This window comes from Roseateles agri, assembly GCF_034043675.1.
Classification (GTDB): Bacteria; Pseudomonadota; Gammaproteobacteria; order Burkholderiales; family Burkholderiaceae_C; genus KK5.
The window spans coordinates 916,808-929,483 of sequence record NZ_JAXCLA010000001.1 but is presented as its reverse complement, the minus strand read 5'-3'; the positions used below and the strand labels follow the sequence as shown (position 1 = coordinate 929,483).

10 protein-coding genes are annotated in these 12,676 nt (G+C 67.6%); 2 read left to right on the top strand and 8 right to left on the bottom strand.

Features of this window, described 5'->3' with window-relative positions:
- The 7 genes from SNE35_RS04190 to SNE35_RS04160 form a co-directional block, all read right to left on the bottom strand.
- Positions 1-1,682: PAS domain S-box protein (locus SNE35_RS04190; RefSeq protein WP_320421585.1), on the bottom strand; the 1,682-nt coding region annotated here is incomplete at its 3' end.
- Between the two features lie 12 nt (positions 1,683-1,694).
- Positions 1,695-2,813, bottom strand: a complete 1,119-nt coding sequence (locus tag SNE35_RS04185; protein WP_320421584.1) for a response regulator — start codon at positions 2,811-2,813, stop codon at positions 1,695-1,697.
- 76 nt (positions 2,814-2,889) lie between these two features.
- The gene (locus SNE35_RS04180; RefSeq protein ID WP_320421583.1) at positions 2,890-3,120 is read right to left on the bottom strand and encodes a DUF2805 domain-containing protein; all 231 of its coding nucleotides are present in this window, start codon (positions 3,118-3,120) and stop codon (positions 2,890-2,892) included.
- 6 nt (positions 3,121-3,126) lie between these two features.
- Entirely contained in the window at positions 3,127-3,666 is a 540-nt protein-coding gene (locus SNE35_RS04175; RefSeq protein WP_431312707.1) for an adenine phosphoribosyltransferase, read from the bottom strand.
- A gap of 27 nt (positions 3,667-3,693) precedes the next feature.
- On the bottom strand, positions 3,694-6,048 hold the full coding sequence (locus tag SNE35_RS04170) for a hypothetical protein (protein WP_320421581.1): 2,355 nt from the start codon (positions 6,046-6,048) through the stop codon (positions 3,694-3,696).
- A gap of 64 nt (positions 6,049-6,112) precedes the next feature.
- Positions 6,113-7,378, bottom strand: coding sequence for an acyl-CoA dehydrogenase family protein (locus SNE35_RS04165; protein ID WP_320421580.1), 1,266 nt, complete (start codon positions 7,376-7,378; stop codon positions 6,113-6,115).
- Between the two features lie 76 nt (positions 7,379-7,454).
- A complete protein-coding gene (locus SNE35_RS04160; protein ID WP_320421579.1) occupies positions 7,455-9,455 on the bottom strand; it encodes a monovalent cation:proton antiporter family protein in 2,001 nt (666 codons plus the stop codon).
- 174 nt (positions 9,456-9,629) lie between these two features.
- On the opposite strand from SNE35_RS04160, the gene SNE35_RS04155 reads away from it, so the two are divergent.
- Complete coding sequence (locus SNE35_RS04155; protein ID WP_320421578.1) at positions 9,630-10,901, top strand: Glu/Leu/Phe/Val family dehydrogenase; 1,272 nt, start codon at positions 9,630-9,632, stop codon at positions 10,899-10,901.
- 58 nt (positions 10,902-10,959) lie between these two features.
- Here the strand turns inward: SNE35_RS04155 and SNE35_RS04150 are convergent, their stop codons facing one another.
- The gene (locus SNE35_RS04150) at positions 10,960-11,628 is read right to left on the bottom strand and encodes a phosphatase PAP2 family protein (protein WP_320421577.1); all 669 of its coding nucleotides are present in this window, start codon (positions 11,626-11,628) and stop codon (positions 10,960-10,962) included.
- 60 nt (positions 11,629-11,688) lie between these two features.
- On the opposite strand from SNE35_RS04150, the gene SNE35_RS04145 reads away from it, so the two are divergent.
- Entirely contained in the window at positions 11,689-12,675 is a 987-nt protein-coding gene (locus SNE35_RS04145; protein ID WP_320421576.1) for a KpsF/GutQ family sugar-phosphate isomerase, read from the top strand.
- The last annotated feature ends 1 nt before the right edge of the window (position 12,676 follow it).

The following is a 12,676-nucleotide window of genomic DNA, read 5'->3' as shown; positions in this document are numbered from 1 at the left end:
TCGCCCCCAGGCTCGCCCGCACGCTTGAGCAGGCGCACCGAGATCACCACCTGGCCGCGCTCGGTGAACTTGACCGAGTTGCTGACCAGGTTGGTGATGATCTGGCCGATGCGCAGCGAGTCGCCGATCAGGGCCACGGGCACGTCGCGTGCGGTGTCGAACAGCAGCTCCAGGCCCTTGTCGCCGGCCTTCTGGGCCAGCAGCGCGGCCACGTTGTCCAGCACCTCGTCCAGGCGGAAGGGCGTGGCCTCGATGTCCAGCTTGCCGGCCTCGACCTTGGAGAAGTCCAGGATGTCGTTGATGATCCCCAAGAGCGCCGTGCCGGCGTTGTGGACCTTGGCGACGTAGTCGCGCTGGCGTGGGTTCAGCTCCGTGCGCAGTGCCAGCATCGACAAGCCGATGATCGCGTTCATCGGTGTGCGGATCTCGTGGCTCATGTTCGCCAGGAACATCGACTTCGCTTGCGCGGAGTCCTCCGCCACGCGTTTGGCCTGGCGCATCGCTTCCTCGGCCGCCTTCAGCGGGCCCACGTCCACCATCACGCAGACCAGGCCGCCCGGCGTGCCATCGGGCCGGCGGAAGCCGCTCACCGAGGTCAGCACATGGTGGGTCGTGCCGTCGGCGTACTGCAGCTGCATCTCCTTCTGCTCGGAGCCGCCTTGTGCGACGAGGCGGTCTTCCTGCGCCTGCAGGGCCGCGCGCCAGCGGGGCGGCAGGAACTCCAGCTCGTCGCTGCGCCGGCCCAGGTAGGTCGTGCGCGAGACGCCGAAATTCTGTTCGAAGGCCTCGTTGCAGCCCAGGAAGCGCGTGTCCGGCCCCTTGTAGTACACCATGTTGGGCATGCGGTCGATCATGGCCTGCAGGAACACCGCCATCTCGTCCACGCGGCGGCGCGCCTCCTTGGCCGCGGTGATGTCGATCAGCGTGAACTGGATCAGCGTCTTGCCGCGGTAGCGAAAGGTGGTGCCGCGGCATTCCGCCCACCAGTCCGTGCCGTCGGGCCGGCGGTGGCGCCATTCGAAGCTGGGCGATTCCTTGCCGCTGCCCAGCAGGTTGCGCCGGCCGCTGCCCAGCACCTTCGCCGTGGGGCCGTGCTCCTGCATCGGCGCCGAGAGCTCGAGCACGGTGCGTCCACGCACGTCCTCGGCCCGCTCGAAGCCGTAGAGCCGGCGTGCCGCCTCGTTGCAGTCCACATAGCAGTCGGTGGAAGGGTCGTAGATCGAGATCGCGATGTGCGACTGCTGGAACATGCGGCTGTAGCTCTCGTTCTCCTGCCGCGCCTGCTGCGCGAGGCCGATCTCCGCCTCGTCCTCGATCATCCAGAGCGTGGTCGGGTGGACGCCGGCCATCGGCACCGCGCGGGCCCGTGCGCGGGCCTGGAAGCTGCTGCCGTCCTGGCGGCGGGCGCTCCACTCGCCGCTGTAGACCTCGTCGACGGCGAAGGAGCGCGCCACTTCCGTGCCGATCCGTTGCAGCTCGGCCTCGTCCTCATAGAGGCACAGGCTGTCCTGGCCCACGGCGGACCCCGCATCGACGAAGCCGAAGATCTGCGCGAACTTGGCATTGGCGCGCAGCATCCTGCCCTCGCTGACCAGCACGACGCCGATCGGCAGGTGCTGCATCAGCCGGCCTAGTTCTTCGTCAGCCTGCGGAGGCACCGCGGGCGTTGCGGGCTGCTCCATCGGGTCAGTTGTTCAGGAGCCGTGTGCGTGCTCGTCGTCCGAGAACTTTCGTGCAATGGCCCGGAACTCGTCCTTGATCGCCACGAAGGCTTCGACCAGGTCCGGGTCGAAATGGCTGCCGCTGCCCTTCACGATCAGCTCCACCGCGTCTTCGTGGCTCATCGCGGGCTTGTAGACGCGCACGCTGATCAGCGCGTCGTACACATCGGCGATGGCCATCAGCCGGGCCGACAGCGGGATGTCCAGCCCTCGCAGGCTCTGCGGGTAGCCGCTGCCGTCCCACTTCTCCTGGTGCGAGTAGGCGATTTCCTTGGCGAGCTTGAGGAACTCCACCTCCAGCCCGAGCGAGTCTTCCGCATGCTGGATGGAATCGCGTCCCAAGGTCGTGTGGGTCTTCATCACCTCGAACTCTTCCGGCGTCAGCCGGCCGGGCTTCAGGAGGATGTTGTCGGCGATGCCGACCTTGCCGATGTCGTGCAAGGGGGCCGACTTGAACAGCATCGTGATGGTGTTGTCGCCGAGTTCGCGAGCGAAACGCGGGTCCTTCTGGAGCTGGATCGCCAGCGCGCGCACGTAGTGCTGGGTGCGGCGGATGTGGTTGCCGGTCTCGTTGTCGCGGGTCTCCGACAGGGAGGCCATGGCCATGATGGTGACGTCCTGGATCGCGGATACCTCGCGCGTGCGCCGCTCCACTTCCTGCTCCAGGAAGCCGTTCTGGTCGCGCAGGAAATCCGAGACGCGCTTCAACCCCAGCTGCGCCTTGACTCTCGCCAGCACCACCGCCGCGATGAAGGGCTTGGTGATGTAGTCGACCGCGCCGCTCTCGAAGCCGCGGGTCTCGTCCTCCACGTCGCTGCGTGCCGTCAGGAAGATGACCGGGATGGCGGCCGTCACGGGATTGGCCTTCAGCTGCTTGCAGACCTCATAGCCATCGATCCCCGTCATGATGACGTCCAGCAGGATCACGTCGGGCAAGGGCCCGCGCTCCAGGATCTTCAGCGCGCGCTCCCCGCTGTTCGCCACCTTGACCTTGTAGAGGCCCTGAAGGATCCCGCTCATGAATTGAAGGTTGTCGACGGTGTCGTCCACGACCAGCACCGTTGGCATCTCTTCGGTAATTCCGACCCCCATTTCGAATCCCCTCTCAGATTGAATCAGGTTGCAGCTGGCAATGCTTCTTGGGCGGCTTCGACCTCCGTCGAGTATGTCAGCGCCCGTGGGGCCAGGTCGACTTCGTCGCCGGCTTCGTGTTTTTGCCCCGTGCCGCCCATTCCTTGTAGGCGCTCGGGGTCAGCTCCCGTTTCATCAGCGCGTTCAGCTCGGCGGGGCTGATCGCGTGGTCGTTCTGTATTTGCAGGTAGGGCGGCAGGTCCGTCCAGGCGGTAGCGATGACGCGCTTCTTCTCTTCCGGGCTGAGGCGGGGCGGGAGCTTGGCCATGATCGTTCAGTGCCCTTCGAAATCGACCAGCGTGAACAGCGGCAGGCCACTCGCCTTCAACCGCGCCGAGCCGCCCAGTTCCGGCAGGTCGACGATGGCCGCGCCCTCGATCACCTCGGCGCCCAGGCGCTGCAGCAGCCGCGCGCCGGCGCCCATGGTGCCGCCGGTGGCGATCAGGTCGTCGATCAGCACGACGCGGTCGCCCGGCTTCACCGCATCGGTGTGCATTTCCACCGTGGCGTTGCCGTACTCCAGCTCGTAGGTTTCCTCGACCGTCGTGAACGGCAGCTTGCCCTTCTTGCGGATCGGCACGAAGCCGATGTTCAGCTCGTAGGCCAGCACCGAACCGATGATGAAACCGCGCGCGTCCAGGCCGGCGATGGCCGAGGGTCGTGCGTCGAAGTAGCGGTGCACGAACTGGTCGATCAGCACGCGGAACACGCGCGGGTCGGCCAGCAGGGGGGTGATGTCGCGGAACTGCACGCCTGGCGCGGGCCAGTCGGACACGGTGCGGATGTGGCTCTTGATGTAGTCGACCGGGCTCATGCTCATGGCCCGATCTTATTCAGTTCGTCAGCTTCGCGGGGGCTCATACGCCGGGTCGAAGTACTGCCGGAACGCGGTCTCGTCGGCCGCCTGCGACTGCTGGAAATCCGCCATGCTGCGCACGCGCCGGTTGAACTCGGTGCAGAAGGCCTGGATCTTGGCCCGCAGCGCCGCGATATCGCCGGCGCCGAAGAGCTTCAAGGACTCGGCCACCGCCAGCTCGGCCTTGACATCGCCGGGCACCGTCGAAGACTTGCGCAGCTTCAGCAAGTGGCCTTCGACGATGGTCTGCAAGGCTTTCGGCGATGTTGCGCCCGCGGCACTGACCAGCGGGTAGGCCGGCTCCTTCAGCGCGCGCAGCTGCTTTTCGGCGTCCTCGCCCTTGCCGCTGAGCTGGTTCGTGTACTTGTCCTCCAGCATCGCCACGGCTTCGAGCATCCGCGCCAGGTACTTGGAGGCATGGACGAAGGCCTCGCCGTTGGCCTGGCGACGCTTGGTGTCGCCCTCGGCCTCGGCCGCGCCGTGCTCCATGTGCTTCATGTCCTTCAGGAAGTCGGCCAGTTGCTCGTTGCTGGACTGCACCAGCGCGGCCGGCGGGATGGCGGCCAGCACCGAGGCATCGCCGGCCTGCTTGCCGGACACCACGTGCGTGATCGCGCCCTGGCTGACGTAGGCCTCGTTGGCGAACACGATGTTGGTGAACTGCGCCTGCTTGGCTCGTGCCTTGGCGCTGGCCAGCTCCACCTCGATCTTGGCGCGGTCCTTGGCGCTGAGATTGCTCGCGCCGGCGAGCGACAGCTCCCTGGCCTGGATCAGCAACTGGTCGTTGCGCAGGTCGGCCATGCGCTTGGCGTAGAGCGCGTCGGTGGCCTCCATGGTCTCGTCCTCGAAGTTCTGCTCCATGAAGTCGAGGTACTCGTCCTGCAGGCGCTGCAGCACCTTGAGCGCCTGCGTGCTGTCGGGGCCGGATGCGGCCGCGCGTGCATCGGCCATGCGCTGCGCAAGCGCGTGGAAGCCCGCAATGGCCTGCCGCTTGGCGGCGGCCGCGTCCTCGCCATAGACGGTGGCGTACTTCGCGCCGTCGAAGGCTGCGATGGCCTGGCTCACCTGCTTCTCGATCGCGTCGATCTTCTCCAGCGAGGTCATCAGGTAGGCGTCTTCCGCCTCCTCGAAGCGCTGTCGCACGGTCGCCTGCTGCTCCACGGGCATGCTGTTGCACAGCTCCAGCCACATGTCCTCGAAGGCGTCCGCGTCCATGAAGCGGCGCTGCTTCATCAGCGTGGCCACGTCCTGGTCGATGTTGGCCATCTTCTGCATCTCGCCGCCGGGTTCGGCAATGGCATGGTCGGCCGGCACGGGCGGGGCGTCGCCGTCCTTCTTGCTCAGGTTGTCGGACTTGATCGCGTTGTAGTCGCGGGCATAGAGGTTGGTGTCGAAGACGCGGCCCGGCGGGCGGCCGAAGCGCGACTTGATCTGCGTGTTGAACCAGCTCATCGCCTCCACATCCACGCCCGAATTCGGCGATGCGACGGTGATGTCCAGGTCCGACTCGATGTCCTCGCTGCCGTTGCTGGAGAACAGCAGCTGGCCCGGATAGGTGCGATTCAGCGTCGCCACCAGCTCGTCGACGACATGGCGCCGGTACTGGTAGAGGCGCCACATCACGTCGTCGGTGATCTGCGACTGCTCCTGGGTCAGTGCGCCGACCTTGATGCGCGCGTTCGGCGCCTGCTTGCGGAAGTCCTTGAACTGGAACCAGGTGTAGGTCTGGAAGGCGAGCCTGCAGATGTCCTCGGTCCACAGGCGGGCGGCCTCGGTGGCGTTGTCGGCGAAAGCCGTGCGGGCGGGTGGCGGCGGCAGGTCCAGCTGCAGCGCACCGGCCTGCTTCAGCAGATCGGCCTGCGTGGCGTCGCGCTTGAATTCGAGATCCGCCAGGCGGCGCATTTCCTTCAGCGCCGCGGCGCTGGGCTGGCCGCCACCGGCCTGGGCCAGTTTATCCGCCATGAAATGCTTGAGGCTCTGGCGCTCTTCCTCGGCGATGCGGCTGGCCTTCTGGACCGCGGCGCGGGCGTTGGCCTTGTGGGTGGCGGCGGTGGCGGCGAGCTGCTCGTCGAAAGCCTGCAAGGCCTCGGCGGCCGGCCCGAAATTGCCGACGTGGATCATGCTGCGCGCGAGTGTGAGCTCGTGGTCCAGCTGCTGAACCAGCGCCGGATTCAAGTCCACCATCGACGTCAGCGCCGCGAACCGGTCCGTCAGTTCCTTGTGACGGTCGACCTGCGCCTTTTCCAGCGCTTTCTCACCGGCGACGCGCTCGCTGGCGGCCAGCTTGACGAGGCGCCTGGCCTCGTCGCACCACTTCTTCGTTGCTTCGCTCTGTGGCATGGTCCCCGGCCCTTGAATTTTTAGGTCCGGGGATGCTAACGCTCAAACCGAGCGCCAGGCCGCCTCAGCCGCCGCGCGTGATCGGCATCTGCACCTCGACACCACCGGGCAGCTTCATGTGCTTGGCCAGCTCCAACTTGGCCAGCGAGTTGCGGTGCACCTCGTCCGGGCCGTCGGCCAGGCGCAGCGTGCGCTGGTGCGCCCACATCGAGGCCAGCGGCGTGTCCTGCGAGACGCCCATGCCGCCGAAGACCTGGATCGCCCAGTCGATCACCCGCAGCGCCATCGTCGGCGCGACGATCTTGATCATCGCGATCTCGGCCTTGGCGACCTTGTTGCCGACGGTGTCCATCATGTAGGCGGCCTTCAGCGTCAAGAGGCGTGCCTGCTCGATGCTGCAGCGCGCCTCGGCGATGCGCTCCTGCGTGACCGTCTGCTGCGCCACCGTCTTGCCGAAGGCGGTGCGCGCCAGCGCCCGCGCGCACATCAACTCCAGCGCGCGCTCGGCCGCGCCGATCGAGCGCATGCAGTGGTGGATGCGGCCGGGGCCCAGGCGGCCCTGTGCGATCTCGAAGCCGCGGCCCTCGCCCAGCAGGATGTTGCCCACCGGCACGCGCACGTTCTTCAGCTCGATCTCCATGTGGCCGTGCGGCGCGTCGTCGTAGCCGAAGACCGAGAGGAAGCGCTTCACGGTGATGCCCGGCGTGTTCGCCGGCACCATCACCATCGACTGCTGCTCGTGCCGGCCCGCTTCCGGATTGGTCTTGCCCATCACGATGTAGACGGCGCAGCGCGGATCGCCGGCGCCGCTGGACCACCACTTGGTGCCGTTGATCACGTAGTCGTCGCCGTCGCGCTCGATGCGGCACTGGATGTTGGTGGCGTCCGACGAGGCCACGTCCGGCTCGGTCATCAGGAAGGCCGAGCGGATCTCGCCGCGCAACAGCGGTTCGAGCCAGCGGTCCTTCAGCGCCTCGCTGCCGTAGCGCTCGATCGTTTCCATATTGCCGGTGTCGGGGGCCGAGCAGTTGAAGACCTCGGGCGCCCAGTGCAGGCGGCCCATGATCTCGCACAGCGGTGCGTATTCCAGGTTCGACAGGCCCTCCGGCGCGCGGGTGGAGCGGGGCAGGAACAGGTTCCACAGGCCGGCCTTGCGTGCCAGCGGCTTCAGCTCCTCGATCACCTTGCTGGGCACCCAGGCGTTGCCGGCCTGGCGATTGGCCTCGATCTCGGCGTGGTAGCGCGCCTCGTTCGGGTAGATGTGCTGGTCCATGAAGGCGAGCAGGCGCTCGCGCAGCTGCTCCACCTTCGGGCTGTAGTCGAAATTCATGCAGCGTCTCCTGTCGTCGTCATCGGTGGTCGCGGATCGGTCCGGCCAGTGTGGCGCAGGGCCGGGTCGCTGCCTGTCACGCAAGTAACAGGCGCTCCTCCGCGAGCACCAGCGCCGCCGGCACGCCGGACAGGACCAGAGTGTCACCGCCATGCAGAATCAGCGTTTCATCACTTCGAACGACGACTGCCCCCTCCGCGCGTCGCACCGAAGCCACGGTCACCTCCAAGGTGCCGAGGTCCAGCTTGCCGAGCGGCTGGCCCGCGTGCGGGCTCGTCATCGGCAAGGTGATCGAGGCCAGCCGGGCGTGTAGGCGCTCCTCGACGCTGTCGTCGTCGGCGCCGTGGAAGTAGCCGCGCAGCAGGCCGTAGCGTGCGTCCCGCGCGTCGCGCACCAGCCGGATCACGCGGCGCATCGGCACGCCGACCAGCACCAGCGCGTGGCTGGCCAGCATCAGCGAGCCCTCGATCGCCTCGGGCACGACCTCGGTGGCGCCGGCTGCGCGCAGCTTCTCCAGGTCGCTGTCGTCGATCGTGCGCACAACGACCGGCACCTGCTTTGCATGCTGCTGCACCAGGTGCAGGATCTTTAGCGCCGAGGGCGTGTCGTGATAGCTGACGACGACGGCACTGGCCCGCGCCAGGCCGGCGGCCATCAGGCTCTGCAGCCGCGCCGCATCGCCGAAGACGACGTTCTGGCCCGCCGCGGCGGCCTGGCGCACGCGGTCGGGGTCCAGGTCCAGCGCCATGTAGGGGATGCCTTCGCCCTCCAGCAGCCGCGCCAGGTTCTGGCCGCTGCGCCCGTAGCCGCAGATGATCACGTGGGCGTCGGCCTTGATCGCCTTCTTCGCGATCGTCGTCAGTTGCAGCGACTGCAGCATCCAGTCGCTGCTGGACAGCTTCATCACGATGCGGTTGCTGTACATGATCAGGAAGGGCGAGGCCAGCATCGACAGCACCATGCTGGCCAGCACCGGGCTGATCCACTGCTCGGCCACGAGGCTGTGCTCGGTGCCCAGGGTCAGCAGCACGAAGCCGAACTCGCCCGCCTGGGCCAGGTAGAGACCCGTGCGCAGCGCAACGCCGGTTGGCGCCTTGAACAGCTTGCCCAGCGCCGTGATCAGCGCGAACTTGATCAGCGTCGGCACGACGCTCAGCACGATCACCAGCGGCCACTGGTGCAGCAGCGGGTGCCAGTCCAGCTTCATGCCGATGGTGATGAAGAACAGGCCCAGCAGCACGTCGTGGAAGGGCCGGATGTCGGCCTCCACCTGATGCTTGAACTCCGTTTCCGCGATCAGCATGCCGGCCACGAAGGCGCCCAGCGCCAGCGACAGGCCGGCGTGTTCGGTCAGCCAGGCCAGCCCCAGGGTGACGAACAGCAGGTTCAGCATGAACAGCTCGTCGCTCTTGCGCCGCGCCACCAGGGTCAGCCACCAGCGCATCAAGACCTGGCCCCCGACCAGCAGCAGGCCCAACAGCACGACGGCCTTCAGCGCCGCCCAGCCGAGTGACACGGCCATCTCGCCACCGGTGCTGTTCAGTGCAGGGATCATCACCAGCAGCGGCACCACGGCCAGATCCTGGAACAGCAGCACGCCCATCACCTGGCGGCCGTGCTCGCTCTCCAGCTCCAGCCGCTCGGCCATCATCTTGACGACGATCGCCGTGCTGCTCATCGCCATCGCCGCGCCCAGCACCAGCGCGCCCTGCCAGGACAGCAGCCAGGGCCAGCCCAGCCAGCCGAACAGTGCGGCACAGGCGAAATGCCCCACCACCGCGCCCGCCACCGTCAGCAGCACCTGCAGCAGGCCCAGGCCGAACACGGCCGTGCGCATGCTCTTGAGCTTGGGCAGGTTGAACTCCAGGCCGATCGCGAACATCAGGAACACGACGCCGAACTCGGCCAGGTAGCTGACGCTGGCCGAATCGCGGGCCAGGGCCAGGGCGTTCGGCCCGATCAGCACGCCGACGGCCAGGTAGCCCAGCATCGGCGGCAGCTTCAAGGTGCGGCAGACGACCACGCCCAGCACGGCGGCGACGAGATAGAGCAGGGCGAGATCGAGCGGGGCCGTCATGCAGACGATGTTACTTGGCGCTGCCAGATGGGCATGGACTCATGCCGGCGGTAGCAGGTCCGCCAGCCCTATGCACAAGCCGCATGACGGAATGTCCACTCGGCTTTGAGGAGGCTGGCGGCGGGCACGGCGTTGGCGTAACGTCCGCCCCACAGAAAAGTTACGGAGCATTACATGTCCAATCTCTCGTTCGTTTCACCCTCGCGCAACAGTCCCTGGGGCACCTACCTGTCCCAGATCGACGCCGTTGTCCCCTACCTGGGACACCTGGCACGCTGGGTCGAGACGCTGCGCCGACCCAAGCGCGCACTGATCGTCGACATCCCGATCGAACTCGACAACGGCACCATCGCCCACTATGAGGGCTACCGCGTCCAGCACAGCCTGACCCGCGGTCCCGGCAAGGGCGGCGTGCGCTACCACCCCGACGTCACGCTGGAAGAAGTGATGGCGCTGTCGGCCTGGATGACGATCAAGAACGCCGCGGTGAACCTGCCCTACGGCGGCGCCAAGGGCGGCATCCGGCTCGATCCGAAGACCTTGTCGCTGAAGGAACTGGAGAAGGTTACGCGCCGGTACACCAGCGAGATCGGCATCATCATCGGCCCGCAGCAGGACATCCCGGCGCCCGACGTCAACACCAACGGCCAGATCATGGCCTGGATGATGGACACCTATTCGATGAACACCGGCGCCACGGCGACCGGCGTCGTCACCGGCAAGCCGATCCCGCTGGGCGGCTCGCTGGGCCGCGTGGCCGCCACCGGCCGCGGCGTGTTCGTGATCGGCCGCGAGGCGATGCGCCGGCTGAACATCTCGATGGAAGGCGCCCGCATCGCGGTGCAGGGCTTCGGCAACGTCGGCTCGATCGCCGCCAAGCTGTTCGCCGCCAACGGCGCCAAGGTCGTGGCCGTGCAGGACCACACCGGCACGCTGCTGAACGAACACGGCTTCGACATGCAGAACCTGCTGGACCACGTGGCACTGACCAGCGGCGTGGCCGGCTTCAGCGGCGGCGACGCGATCGCCAACGAGAACTTTTGGGATGTGAAGAGCGACGTGCTGATCCCGGCCGCGCTGGAAGGCCAAGTCACCGGCGAGCGTGCCGCCCGCATCCAGACCCGCCTAGTGCTGGAAGGCGCCAACGGCCCGACCACGCCGGACGGCGAGGCCGTGCTGGCCGACCGCGGCATCGTGATCGTCCCGGACGTGATCGCCAACTCGGGCGGCGTGACCGTGTCCTACTTTGAGTGGGTGCAGGACTTCTCGAGCTTCTTCTGGACCGAGGACGAGATCAACGTCCGCCTCGACAAGATCATCACCGGCGCGTTCAAGAACATCTGGGACACGTCCGAGCAGCACAAGATCTCGCTGCGGACGGCGGCATTCACCGTGGCTTGCACGCGGGTGCTGCAGGCGCGCGAAGAGCGCGGCCTCTATCCCTGATCCGCCTGATCCGCGTTTCGACCCGATCTCCTCGCTGGGCGCCTTCGGGCGCCCTTTTTTATGCGCGCTTGCCGTCCAGCAGCCAGCGCGCGGCGAGCGTGCAGACCATCCAGCAGACCCAGGCCGTCCACATCGTGTGGCTCGCGTAGTGGGCGCCGCGGATCATCTGCACGAAACCGAACACCGCGCCGGCGACGATCACCCCCGCCAGCCACCACCGCGCGCCGCGCGGGTAGGCCCGGCGCAGCGCGAACCAGCCGCTCAGGAAAGCGAAGGCCGAGCTGGCGTGGCCGGACGGGAAGCACTTGCCCGGCCCGCCGTCCAGCACGCCGAAAGCCCAGTGCGAGACGTGCTGCGCGGTGCCGCCGAACTCGGCCAGGTCCCAGGGGCAGCTGGTGCTGCTGCTGCGCTTGATCAGCGGGATCACGATCACGCAGGCGAAGGTGGTGCAGATCCACCAGATCCGCTCGCGCCGGGTCTGCTCGCGCCACAAGGGCCACTTCACATTGACCAGCAGCACCGCCGCGACGACCCAGGCGAAGGCCCGGCCGCCTTCGTGCAGCACGCGCGCGGTGATCCAGCGTTCCTTCCAGGGGAAGCCGCCGGCATCGGCCCAGTGGCGGACCAGCAGCAGATCCAGGTCGCTGGCATCCCAGGCGAGCAGCAGGAGCAGGGCGACGAAGGCGACGGTGAGGTCGCGACGGAACAAAGGGGTGAACAGGGGCATGGTGGGGCGCGATGCTATCCGGTCCGGCCCCCGCTTGGACCTGAAAGTTACACTCCCCGGATGAGTGAAACCACCACTGCCGCGCGGGCGCTGGACGTCGCGCGCGAGGCCTTGCGCATCGAGGCGCGGGCCGTCAGCGAGCTGGGGCCGCGCCTGGGCGATGCCTTCGTCGCGGCCATCGAGATCATCCTCGCCTGCAAGGGCCGCGTGGCCGTGATGGGCATGGGCAAGAGCGGCCACGTCGGCCGCAAGATCGCCGCCACCCTGGCGAGCACCGGCACGCCGGCACTGTTCGTCCACCCGGCCGAGGCCAGCCACGGCGATCTGGGCATGGTGACCCAGCAGGACATCGTGCTGGCGCTGTCCAACTCCGGCGAGAGCGACGAGCTGAACGCGATCCTGCCGGTGCTCAAGCGCCTGGGCGTGCCCATCATCGCGATGACCGGCCGGGCCGAATCGAGCCTGGCGGGCCACGCCACCATCGTGCTGGACAGCGCCGTTGCCGAGGAGGCCTGCCCGCTGCAGCTGGCGCCCACTGCCTCGACCACCGCGCAGATGGCGCTGGGCGATGCGCTGGCCGTGGCCCTGCTCGATGCGCGCGGCTTCAAGCCCGAGGACTTCGCCCGCTCGCACCCTGGCGGCGCGCTGGGCCGCAAGCTGCTGACCCATGTGCGCGACCTGATGCGCAGTGGCGACGAGCTGCCGCGCGTGGCGCCCGCGATGCCCTTCACCGAGATGATGCGCATCATGTCGGCCAAGGGTTTGGGTGTAGCGGTCGTCGTCGATGCCGACGACGTCGTGCGGGGCATCTTCACCGACGGTGACCTGCGCCGGCTGATCGAGCGCGGCGACTGCGACTTGCGCGGCCTGACCGCCGCCGACGTGATGCACGCCAAGCCCCGCACCATCGTCGATACGGCCTTGGCCGTCGACGCGGCGGACCTGATGGAATCGGCTCGCATCACCGTCGTGCTGGTTGTCGACGGCGCGCAGCGCCTGCTGGGTGCTGTCACGATCAACGACCTGATGCGTGCGAAGGTGATCTGAC

What these genes read in the sequence shown, in the direction of transcription:
- SNE35_RS04180 (WP_320421583.1), bottom strand. Translation starts at nt 3,120, where the DNA reads ATGGCCAAGCTCCCGCCCCGCCTCAGCCCGGAAGAGAAGAAGCGCGTC.
- SNE35_RS04160 (WP_320421579.1), bottom strand. Translation starts at nt 9,455, where the DNA reads ATGACGGCCCCGCTCGATCTCGCCCTGCTCTATCTCGTCGCCGCCGTG.
- SNE35_RS04165 (WP_320421580.1), bottom strand. Translation starts at nt 7,378, where the DNA reads ATGAATTTCGACTACAGCCCGAAGGTGGAGCAGCTGCGCGAGCGCCTG.
- SNE35_RS04170 (WP_320421581.1), bottom strand. Translation starts at nt 6,048, where the DNA reads ATGCCACAGAGCGAAGCAACGAAGAAGTGGTGCGACGAGGCCAGGCGC.
- SNE35_RS04175 (WP_431312707.1), bottom strand. Translation starts at nt 3,666, where the DNA reads ATGAGCCCGGTCGACTACATCAAGAGCCACATCCGCACCGTGTCCGAC.
- SNE35_RS04145 (WP_320421576.1), top strand. Translation starts at nt 11,689, where the DNA reads ATGAGTGAAACCACCACTGCCGCGCGGGCGCTGGACGTCGCGCGCGAG.
- SNE35_RS04155 (WP_320421578.1), top strand. Translation starts at nt 9,630, where the DNA reads ATGTCCAATCTCTCGTTCGTTTCACCCTCGCGCAACAGTCCCTGGGGC.
- SNE35_RS04150 (WP_320421577.1), bottom strand. Translation starts at nt 11,628, where the DNA reads ATGCCCCTGTTCACCCCTTTGTTCCGTCGCGACCTCACCGTCGCCTTC.
- SNE35_RS04185 (WP_320421584.1), bottom strand. Translation starts at nt 2,813, where the DNA reads ATGGGGGTCGGAATTACCGAAGAGATGCCAACGGTGCTGGTCGTGGAC.